Consider the following 24520-nt stretch of genomic DNA (forward strand, 5'->3'; position numbering starts at 1 on the left):
AAAAATCTGAGTAAATACTAAGAAAATACCACACAGGAAAGGAGAAATGCTCATGTTTAAAAACCAGGTGTATTCAATGATTATGAAGGATTGGTCCATGATTCATCCACTTGTAGAATGGCTTCCTTTTCATCAATCGAAAGACAAAGCACTAAAAGAATTGATTGGTTTAAGTCGTAGTACGAAGGATGGGGATGTTGTAATCAGCACAGAGGATCATAAGAAACAACCCGTTTACCTGAGTGTAAAAAGAGAAGGAGATACCTTAAGGGTGGTCAATTTATTGGTGTCCTCTGTTACTTTTAATTGGCGAGACTTAGATGATATTATCACTCGGTTAGGAAAAACATATCGCGTGAATGAGGTTCAGTTATTAGTGCCTCGTCGGACTTATTTTCACGAATTCAAATTATTAGGACAAGGGTATCAACTTGAAGGCGATCTTTTTACAAAAAAAATGACTTACCGTACAGGGTTAGTGCTAGGGGGAGGTGGCGCACGAGGGTCTTATCAGATTGGTGTTTGGCGAGCCTTAGAAGAACTTGGTATATCATATGCCATGATTAGTGGCACGTCAGTGGGTGCGTTGAATGGCGCGTTATTGGTTCAGGGAAAACGAGACATTGCTGAGCAAATGTGGTCGAATGTGGACACAACACAGATTTTAGACGTGGCTTTACAAAGAGAAGATCGCACCTTTACAGCGAATCAGCTAATTGAAGACACCCAATTACTAACAAAAACAGCCTTAGCTAATAATGGGGTTAGTACGTTACCTTTATTAGAGATGATTTGTCGCATGATGGACAGTGATTTGATGTTTAAGGAAGACTATCCTTTTTTCGTGGTGACGACAGATGCCATGACTTTGACAGAGACGGTGGTTCCTTTATCTGATATGACAGCAGAGACTTTGCCTAAGTGGTTACTAGCATCTTCTTCCTTTTATCCCATGATGGCAGCATGCCAGATTGATAACCGTTATTACATTGATGGTGGTTACCGTAATAATATCCCAAAAGATGTCTTATTAAAAGAAGGAGCAACAGAGCTGATTGTGGTAAACGTTAAGGGACCTGGAATGACGAAGTTTACAAAAGTACCAAGAGATGTGGCGGAAACAGGGATTGTTTCTCAGTGGGGGTTAGGCAATGTTTTATTGTTTGATGGCAGTCGTGCTAGTTGGAACATGTCCTTAGGTTATTTAGAAACGCTAAAAGCATTCCACCAAGCAGAAGGCCAGTGGTATACGTTTCCAAAAACAGACTTTAAAAAGAATATCAGACATCTTAGTCAGGCGTTTATTCAATTTTGTAAGGAACAAGTAGTATTTACTGAATGGTTAGAAAAAAAGAAAGTGAATCAAGTAGAATGGCTATTAAGTCACGATCTCGTTCCTGAAACACTAGCGTTGACCTTGATGGAATCCGTCGCAAAAACATTAGATATTACCCCAGCAACCCTGTATACTATATCTGAGTTGACTGAAACAATCAGGCAACATGTTAGGTTAGAGCAGCAAGCCGACACAGATGAAGTAGCAGATCTAGAGATGATGCGGACGTTAGGAGAATGGTTAAACAGTCACTTTAACTTAACTTCTCCCTTATCAGATCGTCAGCTATTATTGAGTCATGTTCGTTATTTTAAAGAAGGAGAAAAAAGAAACTACGATTGGATTCCTTTTTTAACAGATACGTCTTGGAAAATTAGTTTAGAGGCGTGGTTTATTATCTTTTTAGAAAGAAGGCAGATATAATGGGAGAAGAATTTTCATACGATATTGTAGAAGAAATTGTTGTTTTATCAGAAAATCCTAAAGGATGGACGAAGGAGCTTAACTTAGTGAGTTGGAACGGGCGTCCACCAAAATTTGATTTAAGAGACTGGGCACCAAATCATGAAAAAATGGGCAAAGGCATTACATTAAGTAATGAAGAATTTAACATACTACGGGAAGCGATTAAAGGAATGTAGAGGACTGATAACACAATGAAAAGTATGACAGGGTACGGTAAAAGTCAGAAAGAAACGTCAGAGTACGGTATTACTATTGAAATGAAATCAGTGAACCATCGTTTTTTAGACATTCAAATGAGAATGCCAAAAGAATGGAATCATCTTGAATTGGCGATGAAAAAGATAGCTAAAGGTACTTTAACTCGCGGTCGTGTTGAGTGTTTTATCACAATGACCAAAGAAAAAGGCTCAACTAAGAGGGTTCAATTGGACTGGGAAATAATGGATCAATTAGTGAGGGCATTGAGTGAAGCAGAAACAACACGGTATGCTCCTGAGGTATTTAGTGCCAAAGAGTTCTTATCAGGTGGTATTATGCATCCAGAACTTGTCAGAATTGAAGAGACGACGTTAGACATGGACCAACTAGAATCAGATGTTTATCAGGTGTTTAACGAAGCATTGCTGGCGTTAGACGAGAGTCGATTGATTGAGGGAGAAGAAATAAAGCGATATTTATTGGGCTATGAAGAAGTTATTTCTAAAGAAGTAGCAAGGATTAAGACCTATGCTGATAGTTACGAAAGCGAGCATTTTGAGCGATTAGAAACGAAATTAAAAAGTGTTATTGGTGAAGGAATTGATGACACACGTCTGTTAACAGAAGTCGCTCTCCTTATTGAAAAAGGCGATATTAATGAGGAATTAGACCGTCTAGCGATTCATTTGACACGCTTCAACCAATTAGTTCTTTCTGAGGGTGCTAGAGGCAAAGAAATTGATTTTCTTATTCAGGAAATGAACCGTGAAGTCAATACGATTGGTTCAAAGTCTATGGTTATTGAGATTAAAGAATCCGTGGTCACGTTAAAAACCATGATTGAAAAAATCCGTGAACAAGTTCAAAACGTTGAGTAAGTAATGTTTGTATTAAATTACTGAAAACAAGCTTGCAAATTTCTTGAACAAGGTGCATTATAGTAAATAAAACTAAAAATTTGCAAGTGAAAGGAAGTCACCATGTCAGAAAGAGGGCTATTAATTGTATTATCTGGACCATCCGGTGTTGGTAAAGGGACAGTACGTAAAGCAATATTTGAAAGCGAAGACAATCAATTTGAATACTCTATCTCAATGACGACACGTCAAATGAGAACAGGAGAAGAAGAAGGCGTTGATTATTTCTTCCGAACAAGAGAGGAATTTGAAAATCTGATTGACACTGGCAAGATGCTAGAGCATGCCGAATACGTGGGTAATTATTATGGAACACCATTAGATTATGTTAATCAGACGCTAGATTCAGGGAAAGATGTCTTTTTAGAAATCGAAGTTCAAGGTGCAATGAAAGTGAAAGAAAAAGTGCCAGACGGTGTTTTTATCTTTTTAACCCCTCCTGATTTTGATGAATTAAAAAATAGAATTGTGGGTCGCGGTACAGATGATATGTCCGTGATTGACGAGCGCATGCGTGTGGCCAGAGAAGAAGTGGACATGATGCGTCATTATGATTATGCTGTAGTAAACGATCAAGTACCGCAAGCTGTTGATCGTATTAAAAAAATAATCGAAAGCGAGCATTACAGAGTTAATCGTGTGATTGGTCGTTACGAAAAAATGTTGAAGGAGTTTTAAAATTATGTTAAATCCATCTATAGACTCGTTATTAGAACAAGTTGATTCAAAATATTCATTGGTTATCTTATCAAGCAAGCGTGCTCATGAATTAGATTTAGGTGCTCAAACAATGATTGAAGAATCAGAATTGAAATCAGTTAAAAATGTAGGGCGTGCCTTAGAAGAAATCGCTAGTGGTGATGTGGTTGTAGACCCTAACCCAGAATTAAAGCGTGAATTATTACGTCGCGAAGAAGAAGAAAAACGCGCGTTAAAACGCCGTGAGCATCAAGAATTAGAAGCACGTATCCAATTGGATAACAAAAATTAAGAAAATGTTACGTTAGACCAAAGATCCTTATTTCTTTGGTCTTTTTTTATGTGTTCTTAGTCAAAAGTAAGACAAAGGGCGCTTTTTTTAGTACAATAGGACAGATGAGAAAGGACGTGGACCGATGAGATATGTTGCTGAAGTCATTGTAGATGTCCCAACGATGCAAACGGATCAAGGGTTTAGTTATGAGATTCCAGAAGACTTACTATCAATGATTCAAGTGGGAGTGCGGGTAGAGGTTCCTTTTGGTAATGGCAATCGTCATATCCAAGGGTTTGTAGAGAAAATCAGAGCATTAGAACCAGATGAAACAGGACTAAAACCAGTAGAAGATGTCTTAGATTTATCTCCAGTATTAAATGAGGAAATGTTTGCTCTGGCAGAAGAAATGCAAAAGACTACTTTTTCTTTCAAGGTGACGTGCTTACAGACCATGTTACCAAGTGTCATGAGGTCAACTTATAAAAAATGGGTGACTGTGACGGGAGATATCCCTAAAGAAATTGAAGAACAGGTCTTTTTAGGTCTTGGAGAAAGAGAATGGGAAGACATTAAGGATTCGGTCTATTTACCAGAGTTAGTGACGTTACGTAAACAAGGAAACATTGAGATTCGTTACGAAGTCAAAACAAAAAATAAAGTGAAAACTACAAAGGTGATAAAGCGTTTAGGTACCGATGAGATGCTTCAAGAGGCTCTCCTTGGGTTACGAAAAAATGCCCATAAAAAAATCAAACTGGTCCATTTTTTGTTATCCATTGATAGGGAACAAGAATTTAGTCTGAAAGAATTGATGGCGGATTTAGATTTTTCCCGTAGCGCAATTAATGACGGACGGGATGAAGGATGGTTAAGCATTGAAGACCGGGAAGTCTATCGAGATCCCTATGCCTATCATCATTTCGCTCCAGATGTCCCTCATGTATTAAACGAAGAACAACAAGAAGCTCTAAAGCAAATCATCAAGGGAATGGACGAAGAGACCCCGGAAACTTTTTTATTAGAAGGCGTAACTGGGAGCGGCAAGACAGAAGTGTATTTACAAGCCATTTCTCATGCCTTAGAGCAAGGGAAACAAGGGATGATGTTAGTCCCTGAAATTTCTTTGACACCTCAAACTGTCAGTCGATTTAAACGTCGATTTGGTAATGATGTTGCTGTTCTTCATAGTGGACTATCACAAGGCGAAAAATACGATGAATGGCGAAAGATAGAGCGAAAAGAAGCCAATGTTGTTGTGGGCGCAAGGTCTGCTATTTTTGCCCCTTTAGATAACATCGGGTTAATTGTGATTGATGAAGAACATGAGAGTAGCTATAAACAAGACGAATCGCCACGGTATCATGCTAGGGACTTGGCTATATGGCGCAGTCGATATCATGGATGTCCTGTGGTGCTGGGGAGTGCAACGCCTGTGTTAGAAACAAGAGCAAGAGCGCAAAAAGGTGTCTACACCTTGCTGAGACTATCAGAAAGAGCAGTGAGCAGTGCGACTCTTCCAGAAGTTAATGTGATTGATATGAGAGAAGCTAGCAAATACCAAATGACTACGACGTTTTCAGACGTTTTATTAACGAAACTAAAAGAACGTTTAGAGAGCGGTGAGCAGTCTGTTTTGATGTTAAATAGAAGAGGGTATTCTTCTTTTATTATGTGCCGAGATTGTGGGTATGTGCTACCTTGCCAAAATTGTGATATCTCCTTAACGCTTCATATGGATACTAAAACCATGAAATGTCACTATTGTGGGCATGAAGAACGTATTCCTTATCGTTGCCCAATTTGTGATGGTGACAAGATGAGGTATTACGGTACGGGGACTCAAAAAGTGGAAGAAGAGCTAAAAGAATTACTTCCAGAAGCGACTATTTTACGCATGGACGTGGATACAACCCGTAAAAAGGGAAGCCATGAAGCGTTGTTAAAAGCCTTTGAAGAAAAGCGAGGTCATATTTTGTTAGGGACTCAGATGATTGCCAAAGGCCTTGATTTTCCAAATGTGACGTTAGTAGGGGTGCTGAATGCGGACACAGCTTTGAATTTACCTGACTTTCGTTCTAGTGAAAGAACGTTTCAGTTATTAACTCAAGTTAGTGGTCGTGCGGGTCGTGGTGATAAACCCGGTGAAGTGATTGTGCAAACCTTTAATCCAGAGCATTATGCGATCCAGTTTGCTAAAGAACAAGACTACGAAGGGTTTTATGAAAAGGAAATGCAATTAAGACGACTAGGTAAGTACCCACCTTATTATTTTACGGTTCAATTAGTTGTGAGTCATGAAGAAGAATACCCAGCGGCTAAAAAAATGCATGAGATTGTGTCTTTTTTAAAAGGGTATCTATCTCCCAATGCCATTGTCCTAGGCCCAACGCCTAAAGCTGTGGCTCGTGTCAATAAAAGGTATTATTACCAAACCGTGGTAAAATACCGTTTCGAAGAGAATTTATCGCAGGGCCTTCAAAAAATATTAGAGGCATCTCAGAAAGAAATAAGAAAAGGGTTGCGAATAACCATTGATGTGGAACCCCAACATTTTATATAATAAAACAAAGTAACAAGAGGAAGGAAGAAATGAATGAGAAAAATAGTAACCTATCCTCATAAAGCATTGACGAAACCAACCAAGCCTGTCACTCGATTAAGTAAAGACGTGTTACGTTTATTGGATGAGATGCATGATGTGATGGTAGCAAGAGATGGCATTGGGCTTGCGGCGAATCAATTAGGTGTGAGCCAAAGCATTGCGATTGTGGAATTAGATGAAGAATCAGGCTTATTTGAAATGATTAATCCTAAGATTATAAGACATAGTAAAAAAACAGAGATTGATGTGGAAGGGTGTTTAAGTTTTCCAGATACGTATGGCACAGTCGAACGCTACACGGATATCACTGTACAATATGTGGACCGTGAAGGGTATGAAGTAGAAGTGGATGCTAGTGGCTACTTAGCAAGAGTATTCCAACATGAAATAGAACACTTGAGTGGTAAAATATTTACGGACCGTATTATTGAGCCTATTTTACCAGAAGATTTATCCGATTATATGGAGGGGAAATAGCATGACTAAATTAGTATTTATGGGGACACCAGGATTTTCGGTACCTATATTAGATGGCCTTGTAGCAGAAGGGTATGAGGTGTTAGCTGTTGTGACACAACCAGACCGTCCAGTAGGGCGTAAGCGTGTCATCACCCCAACACCTGTTAAAGAAGCCGCGTTACGACATGGTATAGAAGTGTTACAACCTGAGAAGATTACAGGTTCTAAAGAGATGGATAGAATCAAAGAATTAGAACCAGACTTAATCGTGACGGCTGCTTTTGGTCAGTTTTTACCAGAAGCATTGCTTCAAGTACCAAAGCATGGTGCAATCAATGTCCATGCCTCGTTACTACCTAAATATAGAGGTGGTGCTCCTGTTCATTACTCAATTATAAAAGGAGAACAAGAAACAGGTGTCACGATCATGGAAATGGTGAAAAAAATGGACGCTGGAGCAATCTATGCTCAAGAAGCCATGCCAATTACGAAGCAAGATGATGTTGGAAGTATGTTTGATAAATTAAGTGAACTAGGGAAAGAACTGTTACTTAAGACATTACCTCCCTTACTAAATGGAGAAATCATACCAAGAGAACAGGAAGAATCAGAAGTGACATATTCTCCTAATATCTCACGGGAAGAAGAGCAGATTGATTGGCATTTGCCGGCTGAAGCCATCGATTGCCAGATACGAGGCATGAGACCTTGGCCAGTGGCTTATACCACGTATCAAGGGGCTAGATGGAAGATGTGGGCAGCAACTCCTTTAGAAGAAGAGACAACAACAGAAGCACCAGGAACGATTATTCAAATAAATAAAAAGAATTTTTGGATAGCTTGCGGGGAAGGGACTGTTCTTCAAATAGATGCGCTACAACCCGCAGGAAAAGGTCAGTTAAAAGCAGTAGAATTCATTAATGGTGTAGGACGCACCGTTCAGGTAGGAGAAAACGTTGAATAAAAAGAAAAAGATTGCTAGAAAATTATATGAATCACCTCGTTTTGCCGCACTTAGTTTATTAGTGCAAGTAACAGAAAATCAAGCATACTCTAATTTATTAGTCAGTGATGCGATTAAAAACCATAAATTAGAAGGCAAAGATGCCGGTCTGATGACAGAAATAGTCTATGGGACAATTAGTCGTCAATTAACCTTGGAGTATTATTTAGCACCCTTCATTACTAGTACCAAGAAAATTGATAATTGGGTTCATCAATTACTTTTATTGTCTCTATATCAATTAGAGTATCTAGATAAAGTACCAGATCATGCCATTTTAAACGAGGCAGTAGAAATTGCCAAAGCGCAAGGTAACCCAGGTATCGGCAAATTTGTGAACGGTGTGTTACGTGCGATTCAACGAAAAGGTGTAGCGAGTGTTTCTGAAATTAAAGATGACATGGAACGTCTGTCTGTTGAAACAAGTATTCCTTTATGGTTAACAGAAAAATTAGTGGCGGATATGGGGTATGATGACGCTCGAGAGCTTGGTTTTTCATTGTTGGAACCAAGTAAAGCAAGCGCTAGAATTAATCGTATGAACCGGGATGATGTGATAGCAGCGCTTGAATATGAAGGGTTTGATATTCGGGCAAGTGAAGTAGCTGAAGATGGTGTCGTTGCGGATAAAGGCTTTTTAGCAGGTAGTGATTTATTCCAACAAGGCTTCTTAACTATTCAAGATGAGAGTTCTATGCTTGTTGCACCAAGTATGACGTTGGATCCTTTCCATCAAGTACTGGATGCATGTGCAGCACCAGGAGGTAAAACAACTCATATTGCGACCTATTTAACACCTGCTGAAGGTGGTAAAATTACAGCACTGGATATCCATCAGCATAAAATTCGTTTGATTAAGGAAAATGCTGAGCGTTTAGAGGTTGGAGAAGTCATTGAATCCATGGTATTAGATGCTAGAAAATCAGATGAGACGTTTGAAGACGAGCAATTTGATCGTATCTTAGTAGATGCGCCTTGTTCTGGATTGGGTCTTTTACGCCGTAAACCAGATATTAAATATACTAAAAGCCAAGAAGATTTTGCTCGTTTACAACGCATTCAATTAGCTATTTTAGAAAGTGTTTCGAAAAAAGTAAAGGTTTGCGGTATAATAACTTATAGCACATGTACTATTATTTCCGAAGAAAACAGAGATGTTATCACAGAATTTTTAGACATGCATGATAATTTTGAGCTAGTTCACATTGAAGCAGTAGAGCATTTGACGAAGAGCTACGCGGACAATATGTTACAAATTTATCCGCATCATTATCAAACGGATGGCTTCTTTATCAGTTGTTTAAGAAGAAAAGCATAGTTGACTTAGATAAGGGGTGTAAACATGCAAATTGAATATCAGACAAATGTAGGCCAGAAACGAAAAAATAATCAAGATACAGTAGGGGTTTATCATAACGAAAAAGGAATACCTTTAGCGATAGTTGCTGATGGTATGGGAGGTCACCAGGCTGGGGATACAGCCAGCCAATTAATGGTGACTGGTATAGGGTCGTCGTGGGAAAACTGTCAGTTGGATACGAAACTTGACATTGAAGAGTGGATAGTAAAGCATATTCAACAACAAAATGACGTTATTTTTCAAGAAGGACAAGCGCATCCTGAAAAATTTGGTATGGGAACAACCATTGTTGCAGCAGTTATATTAGAAAAGCAGTTACTAATGGCACATGTGGGAGACAGCCGTGGTTATTTTGCGAAAGCTGGTGTCCTGGAACAACTGACAGAGGATCATTCTTTAGTGAATGAGCTAGTAAAAACCGGAGAAATTACACCTGAAATGGCATTGAAACATCCAAAGCGTAACATTTTAATTCGTTCAGTGGGTGTAGAAGGTGCTATTGCAGTAGATTTAACGTGGGTAACCATTCAATCAGATAGCTATTTGTTACTTTGTTCCGATGGGTTAACAAATATGGTTACAGAGGAACTGATACGACAAATCATTGTTGGTCAAGGAACGCTACAAAATAAAGTAACAGAATTAATTAAAGAGGCTAATAATGCAGGTGGTGTTGATAATATCACTGCGTTACTTGTGTATTTTGAGACTTTGGGAAAGGAGGGCAATGAATGATACAAGTAGGAACCTTAATAGGCGAGCGATATGAAGTAATTGGTCATATCGGAAATGGTGGTATGGCAAATGTTTATTTAGCGAAAGACTTAATTTTAAACCGAGAAGTAGCTATCAAAGTATTACGTTTTGACTTTCAAAATGATAAAGATGCCATTCGACGTTTTCAACGAGAAGCGTTAGCTGCTACCGAGATGGTCCATCCAAACATTGTCAGTGTGTATGATGTAGGTGAAGAGCGCAGTATGCAATATATTGTGATGGAATATGTTAAAGGGATGGATTTAAAGCAGTACATCAAAGAACACTATCCCATTCCATTACCTGTTGTAGTAGATATGATGGGACAAATTTTATCTGCTATTTCACTAGCGCATCAACATCGTATTATTCATAGAGACATTAAACCGCAAAATGTTTTGGTAGATGAAGACGGGACAGTTAAGATAACGGATTTTGGTATTGCTATAGCATTATCTGAGACGTCTATTACTCAAACGAATACCTTGTTAGGCTCAGTCCATTACATGTCACCAGAGCAGGCGCGAGGCGGTATGGCTACAAGACAGTCTGATATTTACGCTTTAGGTATTATTCTTTATGAATTACTTATAGGAGTCGTTCCTTTTGGAGGAGAATCTGCCGTATCCATTGCATTGAAACATTTCCAAAACGATGTTCCTTCTGTTCGTGAGGTTAATCCTGAGATTCCACAAGCGCTAGAAAATGTTGTGTTACATGCAACAGCTAAGGAAGTAGCGGATCGCTATACTTCTGTTGATGAAATGTATGCTGATTTACGTACTGTATTGAGTCCCGATAGAGCGTATGAGGCAAAATTCGAACCCAGCGCGATGACCAATGACACGATTATGATAACACCTTTAGATGATACTCAAACGTCTTTAAATAAGACGGCTAGTAGAGTGGTTTCTACGGCTGATTTTGATAATGAGGACGATGAGGAAGAAGACATCCCACAGAAAAAATCGAAAAAATGGTTAGGTATTGTGATGGGGCTAATGATAGCTGCCATACTAGTCGGGGGAGGGCTCTTTGCTTTAGGTAGTCGGGGTGGTGAAGTTGTGATTCCTGATATTGAAGGACTCACAGAATCAGAAGCGATTGCTTTACTAGACGAAAAGAAATTATCCGTTAGTTCTAAAGTAGAAGAAGTTCCGGATGATGAGGTTGAGAAAGGGTTAGTCGTTAAAACAAATCCGCCTATTGGAACGAAGGTCAAAGAAAAAGCAGAGATTACATTGTATGTCAGTACGGGTAGTCAAAAAATAAAAATGAAAGATTACACGAACGAAGAGCTGACCGATGCGATGGACGATTTATTAAGCAAAGGTTTTAAAGAAGCAAACATAGATATTCAAAAAGAGTACTCTGATACCGTTGGTAATAATCGCGTGATTAAACAAACACCAAAAGGTAATCGCGCTGTGGCACCTGATGAAACAGGCGTGACCCTCTTTGTCAGCAAGGGAGCAGAGAGTTTCTCATTAGAAAATATGTATGGGTATTCCAAAAATCGTGCCACTAGCTACTTAGATAGTGTTGGTTTATCTATGTTAGAAAGTGGGGAGTACAGTGATGTTATTCCTCAAGGCCAAGTTATTTATACAGTGCCAAATTCTGGTAGCTCAGTGAGTAAAGGGGACACGATTACCGTGGTCTTCTCAAGCGGCGTTGATCCAGCAACCGTTGAAAGTTCAACCGTTGAAAGTACAGTAGTTGAAAGCACAGAATCTTCTAGTACGACTGATTCGAAAGAGTTAGAATCCGTGGAACAAAGTTCGTCTGAACCAACGACCAATTCAGCTGAAGATAAGAAAAGCTAAGGAAAGAGAATGTTGTATTCTCTTTCTTTTTTTTTTATGATTTATGATACAATAAGAGAGAAAATGAGATAAAAAGGAAGGGAGGCATTTCGTGCTTAAAGGACAAATACGAAAAGCATTAAGCGGTTTCTATTATGTGGAACATGCCGGCGAAATGTATCAAACAAGAGCAAGAGGCAATTTTAGGAATCGAAACATCAGTCCCTTAGTGGGGGATTGGGTAGAATTTGAAAGTACGAGTAAAACGGACGGGTATATCTTAGAAGTCTTACCTCGAACGAATGAAATGGTTCGTCCACAAGTAGCAAATATTGACCAAGGTGTGGTCATTACCAGTTGTGTCGAACCGAACTTTTCGGCGAATCTACTCGATCGTTTTTTAGTGACCTTAGAAGAATTGAAGATTCAACCGATTATCTATATTACTAAAATGGATATTGCGTCAGCTGATGTGCGGTCTGAGATGAGCGAGGTACGAAAAACCTACGAAGCGATTGGTTACCCCGTTATTTTTTCTCATAATGATGAAACGGATCGTCTGATTGCTTCTTTTAAAGGGAAGTTAACCGTATTTATGGGACAATCAGGTGCGGGGAAATCAACGTTACTTAATGAAATATCACCGGAGTTGGCCTTGAAAGTTGGCGAAATATCCGATGCTTTAGGGCGAGGACGTCATACGACGCGTCATGTAGAGCTTATGCCGATATATGGCGGACTTGTAGCAGATACCCCTGGTTTCAGTTCGATTGATTTTTTGGAAACAACAGTAGATGAGTTGCCTAAAACGTTTCCGGAGTTTGTAGAGGCTTCAGAACTCTGTAAGTTTAGAGAATGCAAACATCACCAAGAACCAAAGTGTGAAGTGAAGCGATTAGTGGAAACGGGAGATATCGCAGCGTCACGTTACAAGAACTATTTACAATTCTATGAAGAAATCACACAAAGAAAACCAATGTATAAAAAAAAGAATAAGTGAGGTTATGAGAAATGGTTAAAATAGCTCCCTCAATTTTAAGTGCAGACTTTGCAAACTTAGAAAGAGATATTAAACGCGTAGAAAAAGAAGGTGCGGATTACATTCATGTGGATGCGATGGACGGTCAATTTGTTCCTAACATCACGTTAGGTGCAAACATTGTCTCAGCCATTCGTCCTGTGACTCGGTTGCCTTTAGATGTTCATTTGATGATTGCAGAACCTGAGCGTTTTATTAGCGACTTTGCAAAAGCCGGAGCCGATATTATTACGGTTCATGTAGAAAGCACCCCTCATATTCACCGTGCTATGCAGTTAATCAAATCAGAAAAGGTGAAAGCAGGTATTGTGATTAATCCAGGGACCCCTGTCTCAGCCATTGAACCGGTCTTGCATTTAGCCGACCTTGTGTTAGTCATGACGGTCAATCCGGGATTTGGTGGACAAGCTTTTATCCCAGAATGCTTAGACAAAGTGAAGGAATTAGCTGCTATTAGAGACAATAAAGGCTACAATTACGAAATTGAAATTGATGGGGGTGTGGATGATGTCACCGCTCCTTTATGTGTGGAAGCTGGGGCTGACGTGTTAGTTGCTGGATCATATGTGTATAATTCAGAAGATGTGGGCGAACGTATGGCTAAATTGAAAGAAGTTAGTCGTTAGTGATGAAGCATGTTGTGGTTATTGGGGGCGGGTCACCAGCAGACTGGCCTGATTTATCAGACTATGTGACGGAAACAACGGCATGGATTGGTGTTGATAGAGGAACCTTATATGGGCTTGAAGCAGGTTTTCCTATTATGAGTGCTGTGGGAGATTTTGACTCCATGACAGAGGAGGAATATTCACGGCTTCTAGATAAAGTGCCAGATGTTAGTAGGTGTCAGACAGAAAAAGATGACACGGATACTCATCTAGGGTTATTAAAAGCTCATGAGCTATATCCTGAGGCTGAATACATCCTTATAGGGATGACTGGTGGCCGCTTAGATCATTTCCTGACGAACTTATGGATGCCACTTGAACCTCGGTTTACGCCCATTATGAGCCAAATAAAGCTACTTGACGATCAGAATAGTATTCATTATTTTGAACCGGGTAGTTACGTTATCGAAAAAGAGTTAGATAAAAAATATTTAGCGTTTGTGTGTTTGACAGGAGTAGAAAAACTAACGTTGAGCGATGTGAAATATCAATTAACCGAGAGGGATTTTATGCATCCTGTTTCTTTGTCTAGTAATGAATTTTTAGACAAGCCTGGGAAATTCTCGTTTAGCAGTGGCATCATGTGTGTGATTCAATCCAGAGATAAACGCAAATAAAAATAGCCATGTCCCTTAGAGACATGGCTATTTCTATAAAAACTACAGAAGCTGTAGTTTTTTATTATCTATTAAACGCGTTCTACTTTACCAGACTTCAAAGCACGAGCAGAAACCCAAACTTTTTTTGGCTTACCGTCAACTAAAATACGAACTTTTTGTAGATTGGCACCCCAAGTACGTTTAGATGCGTTCATTGCGTGAGAGCGGTTGTTACCTGATCTCGCTTTACGTCCTGTTACATAACATTCTTTTGCCATGATATTCCCTCCTTTGCTTTGAATATGGTTATTAATTTCCATTAATCATACTAAAATAATTTAACACATAACCGAAACGAATGCAATCAAAACTTTTATAAAATTCTCAAAAAGGGGCAAAAACCCTAGTAAAGTAGTTATTTTTCTTTAATAATCAACCGTATTATGTTAAACTTGAGAATAATAATGGATAAATACTGACTTTAAGGAGGTAAAAGGATGGCTGTAAAAATTAAAACACAAGCTGGAACCATTGAAATTTCTAATGATGTTATTGCAACAGTTGTTGGAGGTGCCGCAACAGATATCTACGGTATCGTTGGTATGGCAAGTAAAAATCAAATTAAAGATAATCTAAACGAAATTTTAGGTAAAGAAAATTATTCAAGAGGTGTCGTGGTACGTCAAGAAGAAAACGGCGTAGCAGTAGATGTCTATATAATGGTAAGTTATGGAACGAAAATTTCTGAAGTAAGTCGAAATGTACAGGAAAAAGTGAAGTACAATCTTGAAACAATGCTCGGGGTTGTTGCTAATTCTGTTAATGTTTTTGTTCAAGGTGTTCGAGTACAACCTGAATAAGGATTGGATTGCGTAAATTAAGTGTGTCGATGAATGAGGAGGACTTTTTAGTGGAAGTGAAAGCAATCAACGGAGGGCAATTTCAAGCGATGGTACAAGCCGGTGCAAATCGATTAAACCAAAATGCTGAATTTGTTAACTCTTTAAATGTTTTCCCAGTGCCGGATGGTGATACTGGGACGAATATGGATTTATCAATGACAAGTGGTGCCAAAGCAGTACGTGAAGCAACAACAGAACACGTAGGCGAATTAACAAGTATTTTGTCTAAAGGATTATTAATGGGAGCTCGTGGTAACTCAGGAGTTATTTTATCTCAAATCTTTAGAGGATTTTCTAAACAAATTGTTGAAGAAGAAACATTGTCAGCGCAAGGCTTAGCCGATGCATTGAAAAATGGGGTTGAAACGGCCTATAAGGCGGTTATGAAGCCAGTTGAAGGAACAATTTTAACCGTGTCTCGTGGAGCAGCAATTGCCGCTGAGAAAAAAGCCAAAGAAACAGATGACTGTGTGTTAGTAATGGAAGCAGCTCTTTCAGGAGCTAAAAAAACATTAGCTAAAACACCTGATATGTTACCTGTATTAAAAGAAGTAGGCGTAGTAGATAGTGGTGGACAAGGATTAGTCTTTGTTTACGAAGGATTCTACGAAGTCTTATCTGGTAAAGTGGTTGAAAGTGATATTCAAGAATTAACTCCAGCTCAAATGAGTGAGATGGTGAATGCAGAACATCACCGTGGCGTACAAAACCATATTGCGACAGAAGACATTAAATTTGGTTACTGTACAGAGATTATGGTACGTATTGGTGAAGGACCAACTGTGGACAGTGAGTTTGATTATGATACTTTCAGAAATTACTTAAATGAATTAGGTGATTCACTGTTAGTTGTTGCAGATGATGAAATCATTAAAGTTCATGTTCATACAGAACAACCAGGTGAGGTCATGAATTATGGTCAAAAATTTGGGTCGTTAGTAAAAATCAAAGTAGACAACATGCGTTTACAACATGAAACCTTGTTAGAAGCGCCAGTGAAAGATGCTAAACCTAAAGAGCGTGTGCCGTTTGGTATTATTGCTGTGGCTGCTGGTGAAGGGATTCATGAGTTATTCCGCAGTATGGGTGTTAACTACATCATTAGTGGTGGACAAACAATGAACCCAAGTACAGAAGATATTTTAAAAGCCATTGAAGCAGTTCATGCTGACAATGTTATTATCTTACCAAATAACAAAAACATCTTTATGGCAGCGGACCAAGCTGCAGAAGTAAGTGAAGTGCCAACCGTTGTTGTCCCTTCTAAAACAATTTCTCAAGGTATGACGGCGTTATTAGGGTTTAACGAACAAGTTTCTTTAACAGATAATCAAACAGCAATGGTTGATATGTTAGAGGAAGTTGTGAGTGGACAAATCACAACCGCTGTTAGAGATACATCGATTGATGGTGTAGAAATTCATAAAGATGACTTTATCGGAATGATTGAAGGTAAAATCGTTGTTTCTAAGGAAGACCGTGTAGACGCTTGTGTGGAAACATTGAAAGGTATGCTACAAGAGGATACTGAGATTGTTACCATCATCGTTGGTGAAGAAGGAACAACGGAAGAAGCAGAGCGTTTAGAAGCGTCTCTTGTGTTAATCAATGAAGAATTAGAAGTTGAGATTCATCAAGGCGATCAACCCGTTTATCCTTATCTTTTTGCAGCTGAATAGTAACATAAAAAAGCCAAACCACTTGTGTTTGGCTTTTTCTACATCATTCAAAGGAGGGATAATGTGAGTGGAAAGAGCGTCACGGACTCTGTGGCTAGCCTAAAAGGTGTTGGCCCAAAGCGTGTGGAAGTCCTAGAAAGTTTAGGTATCAGAACGGTTGAAGACATCTTAACCTATTATCCTTTTAGGTACGATGACATTCAAGAGAAGCCATTAGAAGAATTGCAAGACCAAGAAAAAGTGGTCTTGAAAGGGATTGTTATTGCAGAACCCGCAGTCAATTATTACGGGTTCAAAAAAAGCCGCTTAACTTTCCGTATTATGGTGGAACAAGGCGTGATACCTGTTACTTTCTTCAATCAACCTTTTTTAAAGAGTAAGATCAATGCGTCAGAAGAAATAGCCATTTACGGAAAATGGGACGGCAGGCGAAAAACATTAACTGGAATGAAAATCATGGGTAGTCAAGGCGATCAAGATGAATTCTCGCCGATATATCATGTGAATAAGAGTATCAGACAAACGACCTTAGTCAGTTTAATCAAACAAACGTGGGAAAGTCACGGTGATTTAATAGAAGAGAATTTGCCACAGTGGTTGTGTGAGAAATACAGATTAATGCCTAGAAAACAAGCTGCTTATGCCATGCATTTCCCTAATACAATAGAAGAAAATCGTCAAGGGAGGCGTCGCATTGTTTTTGAGGAGTTTTTCTTATTTCAAATGAAGATGATTCAAATGAAGCGCCAAGAGACGAGTAAAGCTAAAGGGCATGCCTTGCTTTATGATGTGGCTAAGTTAAAAGCATTTATCCAAAAACTTCCTTTTGAGCTGACTGGAGCACAAAAGAGAGTGGTCAATGATATTTGTGCTGATTTGAGAAGTCCCAATCATATGCATCGGTTGTTACAAGGAGATGTAGGGAGCGGAAAAACCATTGTTGCGGCGATTGTTTTGTATGCGGCTGTTACCGTAGGTTATCAAGGTGCTTTAATGGTACCCACAGAAATTTTAGCAGAGCAGCATTTGGAAAGTTTGACTGATCTTTTTGATCCAATAGGTGTTCCTGTGGCCTTATTGACAAGTTCAACAAAAACGGCCGCTAAGCGTGACATATTAGCTGGCTTGGCTGATGGGAGTATTCCCATTGTGGTAGGAACACATTCTTTAATTCAAGATGATGTCACGTTTCATCAATTGGGGTTAGTTATCACAGATGAACAACATCGATTTGGGGTGAATCAACGGAAGGTATTAAGAGAGAAGGGCGACAATCCAGATGTTCTTTTCATGACAGCAACACCTATTCCAAGAACTTTGGCCATTACCGCATACGGTGAGATGGACGTGTCTGTGATTGATGAATTGCCTGCTGGTCGTATTCCAATCGAAACGAGATGGATTAAACCAAAGCAAATGGATACCGTCTTAGAATGGCTTCGGGGGAAACTATTAAAAGGAGAACAAGCTTATGTCATTTGTCCTTTGATTGAAGAGTCCGAAAGCTTAGATGTCAAAAATGCTACGGAAATTTACGAGCACATGAGTCATTTTTATGAACCTGATTATCAAGTAGGATTGCTTCATGGTAAAATGAAAGCGCAAGATAAAGAGGAAATTATGACGCAATTCAAAGAAAATCAGATACAAGTGCTAGTCTCAACCACGGTTATAGAGGTAGGAGTAAACGTTCCTAATGCAACCACCATGATTATCATGGACGCTGACCGTTTCGGTTTAGCCCAACTTCATCAATTACGGGGTCGTGTTGGCCGTGGGCGTTTAGCCTCTCATTGTATATTAGTAGCTAACCCTAAAAGTGAACAAGGGAAAGAGCGAATGAGCATTATGACTGAAACCACGGATGGCTTTATTTTGAGTGAACGAGATTTGGAGATGCGGGGGCCTGGTGATTTCTTTGGGTCAAAACAGTCAGGCTTACCAGAGTTTAAAGTTGGTGATATGGTAGCAGATTATGTTATTTTAGAGACAGCTAGAAAGGAAGCCATCGTTTTATGGTCCCAGTCTGATTGGCAAAAAGACAAGAAAAATGAGCCATTGTTTCATGCTTTGAAGAAACGAGACCATCAAGGGTCATATTTGGATTAATAGATAGGAGAATGAAGGATGAGAATAGCTATTGACGCTATGGGCGGAGATAACGCACCAAAAGCCATTGTAGAAGGTGTGGTTTTAGCCCAAAAAGAATTTCCAGACATCGAATTTTTATTATTTGGTAAAGAGCGTGAGATTAAGAAGTATCTCATGGATGAAACGAACATTACGATTGTTCATACAGATGAAAAAATAGAGAGCGACGATGAACCGGTCAAAGCCATTCGTCGGAAAAAACAAGCATCCATGGTATTAGCTGCTCAAGCGGTGAAAAATGGTGAAGCTGATGCTATATTGTCAGCTGGAAATACAGGAGCTTTACTAGCAGCTGGCTTGTTTATTATCGGTCGTATCAAACAAGTAGAGCGACCAGGACTTATGACAACGATGCCGGTATTTACAGGTGAAGCTGGTGCTGGGTTTGATTTTATAGATATGGGAGCGAATGCGGACAACAAACCAGAACATCTCTTAACATATGGTATTTTAGCTTCATATTATGCTAAAAATGTTCGTCACATTGATAACCCAAGAGTAGGGCTATTAAATAATGGAACAGAGGCAACAAAAGGTAGTGAATTAACGAAAGCGGCTTATGAGTTACTTGCTAATGAACCAAGTTTGAATTTTATCGGAAATGTGGAAGCCAGAGATTTACTGCAAGGCGTGGCTGATGTGGTCGTTACAGACGGTTTTACAGGAAATGCTGTATTGAAATCTGTAGAAGGGACGGCTTTAGCCTTGATGACTTTACTTAAAGAGTCTGTTATGGAAGGCGGCGTGAAAGGTAAAATCGGTGGGTTAATGTTAAAAGATAGTCTAAAGGGAATGAAAGACTCTCTTGACTATTCTAGTCATGGCGGCGCTGTTCTTTTTGGAGTCAAAGCCCCAGTGATTAAGACGCATGGATCAACAGGACCAGAAGCTGTGCATCATACGATTCGTCAAATAAAAACAATGCTTGAAACAGATGTGGTTAATAATTTAAAGACATACTTTGAGGAATCGAGTAAAGAAGCTTAAAAGGATAGACAAATTAAGTAGAAACCAGTAAAATTGAACTATGAAATATAGAAGGTTATGATTGGAATGGAGGTGTTATACATTGACTCGTGAAGAAATATTAGGGAAAATCAAAGACATCGTACTAGAACATTTTGATGTAGAAGAGAATAGTGTCACAGAAGCTACAAGTATTAAAGATGATTTAGAGGCAGATTCAATTAGTATTATGGAATTTGTTTTAGAATTAGAAGATACCTTTGATGCAGAGATTTCTGATGATGATGCAGAAAAAATCGAAACAATTGGTGCCGCAGTAGATTATATCTTGTCTAATCAATAAAAAGCTATTGGAGAAATCCAGTAGTTTCTTTTTTTAAAAAAGAAATTATGAGATATTAAAAGAATTTAAATGAGAAAACACTCATTTAAATAAAAAAGAATATGCGTGTTATTTTTTTGTTCTATGTTCTAAAAAAAATAAAACATTAAGAACGATAAAAGTTGGTATTAAAAGCTTACAGGGGTGTGTAGTGACATTGCTTATTTGTGATTTTGCCTGATATACCCTTAGAAATAAAATGGTAATCTCTTGTATTATTAGAGATAGCACTTTTGTTTTTAATCGTACACTCATTTAATGAGGGTTAAGCCTATTGCTAATTAAAGCAATTTCTAATATAATTATAAGATATCTTAGAAAATTAAATTAAGATTCAAAAAAATGAACTGTTATTTTATGAAAATCAGTACGGGGAATAGAACAGAAAGGAGAATTCTATTGTTTGTTGACAACAAATTGCTAGAAGTGAGAAATCTTCATACAGGTTTCCGAATCAAAGACAACTATTATGATGCGGTTGATAACGTGTCAATCACACTAGATAAAAATGAAATATTGGCAATTGTTGGGGAGTCCGGTTGTGGTAAAAGTACATTAGCTATGACGATTATGGGATTACAAGACCCTAACAACACAAGAATTACCGGAGATATTATTTATAATGATTTAAATCTAGTGGGATTATCAGAGACTTTGTATAACAAAGTACGAGGAAATGATATTGGAATGATTTTCCAAGATCCATTATCAGCTCTTAACCCATTAATGAGGATTGGAGATCAAATCGCTGAAGCTTTGTTCTACCATACTGACATGACTGAAGAGCAACGTAAAGCACGCTCTGTTGATTTGTTAGACCAAGTAGGAATTGTTAATCCTAAGCGTGTAGCGAAACAATATCCGCATGAATTATCAGGAGGTATGAGACAACGTGTGATTATCGCTATTGCGATTGCATGTAAACCACCGATCATTATCGCAGATGAGCCAACCACAGCATTGGACGTAACCATTCAAGCGCAAATCTTAGATTTATTGAATGACTTACAAGAAGAGACAGAAGCAGGAATTATTTTGATCACCCATGATTTAGGGGTAGTAGCAGAAACAGCAGATCGTGTCGCTGTTATGTACGCGGGACAAATTGTAGAGGAAGCACCTGTTGACTTACTCTTCAAAAACCCACAACATCCTTATACTCGTTCGTTATTGAACTCAATTCCTCAAGAAGATGCTCATGGAACAGATTTGCATGTGATTGAAGGGATTGTACCAACTCTTAAAAAATTAGAACGCTCTGGCTGTCGTTTTGCTGAACGTATCCCTTGGATTCCAGCAGAAGCCCATGAAGAGCAACCAGAATTACATGAAGTGGAGCCTGGACACTTAGTTCGTTGTACATGCTATAAGCATTTCCACTTTAGAGAAGAGGGAGAAGCATAATGGGATTAATTGAAATTAAAGATTTAAAAGTACATTATCCTATTCGCGGCGGATTCTTCAATAAAGTAGTGGATCATGTTTATGCCGTGGATGGCGTTAATTTCGAAATTGAATCAGGAACAACTTACGGTTTAGTAGGGGAATCCGGTTCAGGAAAATCAACAATTGGTAAAGCGATTATTGGTTTAGAGAAAGTGACATCTGGTGAAATTCTTTTTGAAGGAACAGACGTCAAAACAAAAAGAGCTCGTAAAAAAATTGATTATAATAAAGATGTTCAAATGATTTTCCAAGACTCAATGTCTAGTTTGAACCCTAAAAAACGTGTGATTGATATTATTGCAGAGCCTATAAGAAACTTTGAACGTTTATCTGATCAAGAAGAAAAACAAAAAGTTCAAAAGCTTTTAGACATTGTTGGGATGCCAACGGATGCTTTGTATAAGTACCCACATGAATTCTCAGGAGGGCAAAGACAGCGTTTAGGTGTAGCACGTGCTGTCGCAACAAGTCCTAAATTAATCATTGCAGATGAACCTGTATCGGCACTAGATTTATCTGTTCAAGCTCAAGTACTAAACTTTATGAAACGTATTCAAGAGGAATATAACCTAAGTTACTTATTTATTTCTCATGACCTGGGTGTAGTAAAACATATGTGCGACAATATCGCTATTATGAACCACGGTCGTTTCGTAGAAATTGGAACAAGAGAAGACATTTACACTAATCCACAACATATTTATACTAAACGTTTATTGTCTGCCATTCCAAAAATTGATGTGGACAACCGCGAATTGCATAAAGAAGCGAGACGTCAAGTGGATAGAGAGTTCAAAGAGCTTTATAACCAATATTATGATGAAAATGGTCGTGTTTATGACCTTAAAACTATTAGTCCAACTCATAAGGCGGCAATCATTACGACCGAAGGAGGAGGGAAATAGTTATGTGGAAAACAATTGTTAGACGTGTTTTAATGATGATTCCTCAAATCATTATTTTAAGTTTATTTATTTTCTTACTAGCACAAGCGATGCCAGGAGATCCGTTTACGGGGTTAATTAATCCGAATACTGACCCAGCAACGATTGAACGTATGCGTGAAGCAGCAGGACTTAATGATCCTTGGTATACTCAATATTTCCGTTGGGTAGGAAATGCATTACAAGGTGATTTTGGACAAAGTTTCTTATTCAAATTACCAGTAACTGATATTATTGGACAACGTGTAATTAACACGATCCTATTATCATTATTAACGGTAATTATTACTTATGCGATTGCGTTACCTCTTGGGTTGTTCTCTGGTCGTTACCAAGATTCAATCTTTGATAAAACAGTAGTTGTTTACAACTTCGTGAGTTTCGCAGTACCTATTTTCATTTTTGCATTACTGATGCTATTTATTTTTGGTTACCGTCTCGAATGGTTCCCAACGACAGGATCAGTAGCTAGTGGGTTAACTGAAGGGACGATGGCGTATCGTTGGAGTCGCTTGTACCACATGTTATTACCAGCAATATCTCAAGCTTTGTTAGCAACAGCGGTGACGATTCAATACTTACGTAATGAAGTCATCGATGCAAAACAACTTGATTTTGTTCGTACTGCCCGTGCTAAAGGTGTACCAACAAATAAAGTCTTTACAAGACACATTTTCAGAAACGCTTCATTACCGATTGCAGCTCAATTAAGCTATGAAATCACAGCTTTAATTAGTGGGTCGGTTGTTATTGAACAAACCTTTGCTTATCCAGGGATTGGTAAATTATTCATTGATGCAATCAATGGTCGTGACTACTCAGTTATTACTTCCTTAGTATTAATACTTGGGATTGTAACGATTGTCGGAAACTTGATTTCTGATATCGTGATGAGTATCGTTGACCCACGTATTCGTATTCAATAGCCAACAAGTGAGATAAAGAAAGGAGAATAATAATGAGCGAAAAAAGTAAGCAATCAGAAGAAGTGGTAAGTGCACCACCAACTGGTTTTAAAATGATTGCCAGAGAGTTTAAAAAAGATAAATTAGCTTTATTTTCATTAGGGTTACTAGTAACACTATTATTAATTATATTTATTGGTTCGTTAGTTTTAGACCAATCAGCAGTAATGAAGGTTAGTATTTTAGATAAGTACAATCCTCCAGGTAATGGCTGGATTTTGGGATCTGATGAGGGGGGCCGTGATGTATTCGGTCAGTTAATCATTGGGGCTCGTAACTCAGTTGTTATTGGTTTCTCGATTACGATTATCACATCAATTATTGGTGTTGGTTTAGGAATCATGGCAGGATATTACGGAGGTATGATTGATAATGTTATCATGCGTGTTGTTGATTTCATTATGATTTTACCGATTACAATGGTTATTATTGTGTTTGTAACAATTATACCAAGTTATAACGTTACAACATTTATCTTAATTATGAGTACTTTTTATTGGGTAGCTAAAGCCCGTTTGTTCCGTGGTAAAACACTATCAGAAGTCAGACGTGACTACATTAGTGCTTCTAAAACGTCGGGAACAAGTGATTTCAAAATCATGTTTGGCGAGTTAATGCCTAACTTGAGTTCTTTGATTATCACCAACTTAACGATTAACTTTGCAGCCAATATTGGTATTGAAACAACCTTATCTTATTTAGGATTCGGATTACCACCAGCAACACCAAGTTTAGGAACTTTAATCGGTTATGCTTCAAATGGTGTTGTATTATCAGATATGTTATGGGTATGGGCACCAGCATCAATACTTATTTTAGTAATGATGTTAAGTATAAATTATGTTGGTCAAGCATTTAAGCGTTCAGCAGATGCTCGTCAACGCTTAGGATAATATTAAAGG

Annotated in this window: 24 protein-coding genes; 23 read left to right on the forward strand and 1 reads right to left on the reverse strand. The window is 38.5% G+C overall.

Annotated elements, in window-relative coordinates; translation table 11 throughout:
• The first annotated feature begins 52 nt into the window (after nt 1-52).
• From ACVWM0_RS00530 to ACVWM0_RS00595, 14 genes are all read left to right on the forward strand, one after another.
• Nucleotides 53-1759, forward strand: coding sequence for a patatin-like phospholipase family protein (locus ACVWM0_RS00530; RefSeq protein ID WP_476472707.1), 1707 nt, complete (start codon nt 53-55; stop codon nt 1757-1759).
• Nucleotides 1759-1977 (forward strand): YdbC family protein, encoded by a 219-nt coding sequence (locus tag ACVWM0_RS00535; protein WP_476472708.1) that lies wholly within the window; start codon nt 1759-1761, stop codon nt 1975-1977. Before ACVWM0_RS00530 ends, ACVWM0_RS00535 begins: the two co-directional genes overlap by 1 nt.
• A 15-nt stretch (nt 1978-1992) precedes the next feature.
• Nucleotides 1993-2877, forward strand: a complete 885-nt coding sequence (locus tag ACVWM0_RS00540) for a YicC/YloC family endoribonuclease (protein ID WP_476472709.1) — start codon at nt 1993-1995, stop codon at nt 2875-2877.
• 102 nt (nt 2878-2979) lie between these two features.
• Nucleotides 2980-3594 carry a guanylate kinase gene (gene gmk / locus ACVWM0_RS00545; protein ID WP_476472710.1) on the forward strand — a complete coding sequence of 205 codons (615 nt, stop codon included), beginning with the start codon at nt 2980-2982 and terminating at the stop codon, nt 3592-3594.
• A gap of 1 nt (nt 3595) precedes the next feature.
• Nucleotides 3596-3907 carry a DNA-directed RNA polymerase subunit omega gene (rpoZ, locus tag ACVWM0_RS00550; protein ID WP_476473715.1) on the forward strand — a complete coding sequence of 104 codons (312 nt, stop codon included), beginning with the start codon at nt 3596-3598 and terminating at the stop codon, nt 3905-3907.
• Nucleotides 3908-4031: 124 nt separating this feature from the next.
• Complete coding sequence (priA, locus tag ACVWM0_RS00555; RefSeq protein ID WP_476472711.1) at nt 4032-6452, forward strand: primosomal protein N'; 2421 nt, start codon at nt 4032-4034, stop codon at nt 6450-6452.
• A gap of 33 nt (nt 6453-6485) precedes the next feature.
• The gene (gene def, locus ACVWM0_RS00560; RefSeq protein WP_476472712.1) at nt 6486-6971 is read left to right on the forward strand and encodes a peptide deformylase; all 486 of its coding nucleotides are present in this window, start codon (nt 6486-6488) and stop codon (nt 6969-6971) included.
• Nucleotide 6972: 1 nt separating this feature from the next.
• A complete protein-coding gene (gene fmt, locus ACVWM0_RS00565) occupies nt 6973-7917 on the forward strand; it encodes a methionyl-tRNA formyltransferase (protein ID WP_476472713.1) in 945 nt (314 codons plus the stop codon).
• Entirely contained in the window at nt 7910-9274 is a 1365-nt protein-coding gene (rsmB, locus tag ACVWM0_RS00570; RefSeq protein WP_476472714.1) for a 16S rRNA (cytosine(967)-C(5))-methyltransferase RsmB, read from the forward strand. The genes fmt and rsmB overlap by 8 nt, the downstream gene beginning before the upstream one ends.
• Nucleotides 9275-9298: 24 nt before the next feature.
• Nucleotides 9299-10051, forward strand: coding sequence for a Stp1/IreP family PP2C-type Ser/Thr phosphatase (locus ACVWM0_RS00575; protein ID WP_476472715.1), 753 nt, complete (start codon nt 9299-9301; stop codon nt 10049-10051).
• Nucleotides 10048-11898 (forward strand): Stk1 family PASTA domain-containing Ser/Thr kinase, encoded by a 1851-nt coding sequence (gene pknB, locus ACVWM0_RS00580; protein WP_476472716.1) that lies wholly within the window; start codon nt 10048-10050, stop codon nt 11896-11898. The genes ACVWM0_RS00575 and pknB overlap by 4 nt, the downstream gene beginning before the upstream one ends.
• Before the next feature lie 91 nt (nt 11899-11989).
• Entirely contained in the window at nt 11990-12877 is an 888-nt protein-coding gene (rsgA, locus tag ACVWM0_RS00585) for a ribosome small subunit-dependent GTPase A (RefSeq protein ID WP_476472717.1), read from the forward strand.
• A gap of 11 nt (nt 12878-12888) precedes the next feature.
• On the forward strand, nt 12889-13542 hold the full coding sequence (gene rpe / locus ACVWM0_RS00590; RefSeq protein ID WP_476472718.1) for a ribulose-phosphate 3-epimerase: 654 nt from the start codon (nt 12889-12891) through the stop codon (nt 13540-13542).
• A gap of 2 nt (nt 13543-13544) precedes the next feature.
• On the forward strand, nt 13545-14201 hold the full coding sequence (locus ACVWM0_RS00595) for a thiamine diphosphokinase (protein WP_476473716.1): 657 nt from the start codon (nt 13545-13547) through the stop codon (nt 14199-14201).
• A gap of 71 nt (nt 14202-14272) precedes the next feature.
• Here the strand turns inward: ACVWM0_RS00595 and rpmB are convergent, their stop codons facing one another.
• Nucleotides 14273-14461 (reverse strand): 50S ribosomal protein L28, encoded by a 189-nt coding sequence (rpmB, locus tag ACVWM0_RS00600; protein WP_476472719.1) that lies wholly within the window; start codon nt 14459-14461, stop codon nt 14273-14275.
• Between the two features lie 219 nt (nt 14462-14680).
• Here rpmB and ACVWM0_RS00605 point away from each other — a divergent pair, with 219 nt between their 5' ends.
• From ACVWM0_RS00605 to ACVWM0_RS00645, 9 genes are all read left to right on the forward strand, one after another.
• The gene (locus ACVWM0_RS00605) at nt 14681-15043 is read left to right on the forward strand and encodes an Asp23/Gls24 family envelope stress response protein (protein ID WP_476472720.1); all 363 of its coding nucleotides are present in this window, start codon (nt 14681-14683) and stop codon (nt 15041-15043) included.
• A 29-nt stretch (nt 15044-15072) separates the two neighbouring features.
• Nucleotides 15073-16764, forward strand: coding sequence for a DAK2 domain-containing protein (locus tag ACVWM0_RS00610; RefSeq protein ID WP_476473717.1), 1692 nt, complete (start codon nt 15073-15075; stop codon nt 16762-16764).
• A 63-nt stretch (nt 16765-16827) separates the two neighbouring features.
• Nucleotides 16828-18873 carry an ATP-dependent DNA helicase RecG gene (gene recG / locus ACVWM0_RS00615; RefSeq protein ID WP_476472721.1) on the forward strand — a complete coding sequence of 682 codons (2046 nt, stop codon included), beginning with the start codon at nt 16828-16830 and terminating at the stop codon, nt 18871-18873.
• An 18-nt stretch (nt 18874-18891) separates the two neighbouring features.
• A complete protein-coding gene (gene plsX / locus ACVWM0_RS00620) occupies nt 18892-19902 on the forward strand; it encodes a phosphate acyltransferase PlsX (protein ID WP_476472722.1) in 1011 nt (336 codons plus the stop codon).
• A gap of 82 nt (nt 19903-19984) precedes the next feature.
• Nucleotides 19985-20224: an acyl carrier protein gene (gene acpP / locus ACVWM0_RS00625; RefSeq protein WP_476472723.1), complete on the forward strand. Its 240-nt coding sequence runs from the start codon at nt 19985-19987 to the stop codon at nt 20222-20224.
• A 396-nt stretch (nt 20225-20620) separates the two neighbouring features.
• Entirely contained in the window at nt 20621-21667 is a 1047-nt protein-coding gene (locus ACVWM0_RS00630) for an ABC transporter ATP-binding protein (protein WP_476473718.1), read from the forward strand.
• Entirely contained in the window at nt 21664-22614 is a 951-nt protein-coding gene (locus tag ACVWM0_RS00635; protein ID WP_476473719.1) for an ATP-binding cassette domain-containing protein, read from the forward strand. The genes ACVWM0_RS00630 and ACVWM0_RS00635 overlap by 4 nt, the downstream gene beginning before the upstream one ends.
• Nucleotides 22615-22616: 2 nt before the next feature.
• Nucleotides 22617-23579, forward strand: a complete 963-nt coding sequence (gene opp4B, locus ACVWM0_RS00640) for an oligopeptide ABC transporter permease (RefSeq protein ID WP_476472724.1) — start codon at nt 22617-22619, stop codon at nt 23577-23579.
• A 32-nt stretch (nt 23580-23611) separates the two neighbouring features.
• Nucleotides 23612-24511 (forward strand): ABC transporter permease, encoded by a 900-nt coding sequence (locus ACVWM0_RS00645; RefSeq protein WP_476472725.1) that lies wholly within the window; start codon nt 23612-23614, stop codon nt 24509-24511.
• Nucleotides 24512-24520: the final 9 nt, after the last annotated feature.

Source organism: Vagococcus sp. 211, from assembly GCF_056322705.1.

Bases quoted from the DNA above. Each gene is read 5' to 3' on its own strand.
- ACVWM0_RS00530 (WP_476472707.1), top strand. From the start codon at position 53: ATGTTTAAAAACCAGGTGTATTCAATGATTATGAAGGATTGGTCCATG.
- ACVWM0_RS00575 (WP_476472715.1), top strand. From the start codon at position 9,299: ATGCAAATTGAATATCAGACAAATGTAGGCCAGAAACGAAAAAATAAT.
- rpmB (WP_476472719.1), bottom strand. From the start codon at position 14,461: ATGGCAAAAGAATGTTATGTAACAGGACGTAAAGCGAGATCAGGTAAC.
- priA (WP_476472711.1), top strand. From the start codon at position 4,032: ATGAGATATGTTGCTGAAGTCATTGTAGATGTCCCAACGATGCAAACG.
- ACVWM0_RS00610 (WP_476473717.1), top strand. From the start codon at position 15,073: ATGAATGAGGAGGACTTTTTAGTGGAAGTGAAAGCAATCAACGGAGGG.
- ACVWM0_RS00535 (WP_476472708.1), top strand. From the start codon at position 1,759: ATGGGAGAAGAATTTTCATACGATATTGTAGAAGAAATTGTTGTTTTA.
- pknB (WP_476472716.1), top strand. From the start codon at position 10,048: ATGATACAAGTAGGAACCTTAATAGGCGAGCGATATGAAGTAATTGGT.
- ACVWM0_RS00645 (WP_476472725.1), top strand. From the start codon at position 23,612: ATGAGCGAAAAAAGTAAGCAATCAGAAGAAGTGGTAAGTGCACCACCA.
- ACVWM0_RS00595 (WP_476473716.1), top strand. From the start codon at position 13,545: ATGAAGCATGTTGTGGTTATTGGGGGCGGGTCACCAGCAGACTGGCCT.
- opp4B (WP_476472724.1), top strand. From the start codon at position 22,617: ATGTGGAAAACAATTGTTAGACGTGTTTTAATGATGATTCCTCAAATC.
- gmk (WP_476472710.1), top strand. From the start codon at position 2,980: ATGTCAGAAAGAGGGCTATTAATTGTATTATCTGGACCATCCGGTGTT.
- ACVWM0_RS00540 (WP_476472709.1), top strand. From the start codon at position 1,993: ATGAAAAGTATGACAGGGTACGGTAAAAGTCAGAAAGAAACGTCAGAG.
- fmt (WP_476472713.1), top strand. From the start codon at position 6,973: ATGACTAAATTAGTATTTATGGGGACACCAGGATTTTCGGTACCTATA.
- ACVWM0_RS00605 (WP_476472720.1), top strand. From the start codon at position 14,681: ATGGCTGTAAAAATTAAAACACAAGCTGGAACCATTGAAATTTCTAAT.
- rpe (WP_476472718.1), top strand. From the start codon at position 12,889: ATGGTTAAAATAGCTCCCTCAATTTTAAGTGCAGACTTTGCAAACTTA.
- ACVWM0_RS00630 (WP_476473718.1), top strand. From the start codon at position 20,621: ATGAAAATCAGTACGGGGAATAGAACAGAAAGGAGAATTCTATTGTTT.
- def (WP_476472712.1), top strand. From the start codon at position 6,486: ATGAGAAAAATAGTAACCTATCCTCATAAAGCATTGACGAAACCAACC.
- plsX (WP_476472722.1), top strand. From the start codon at position 18,892: ATGAGAATAGCTATTGACGCTATGGGCGGAGATAACGCACCAAAAGCC.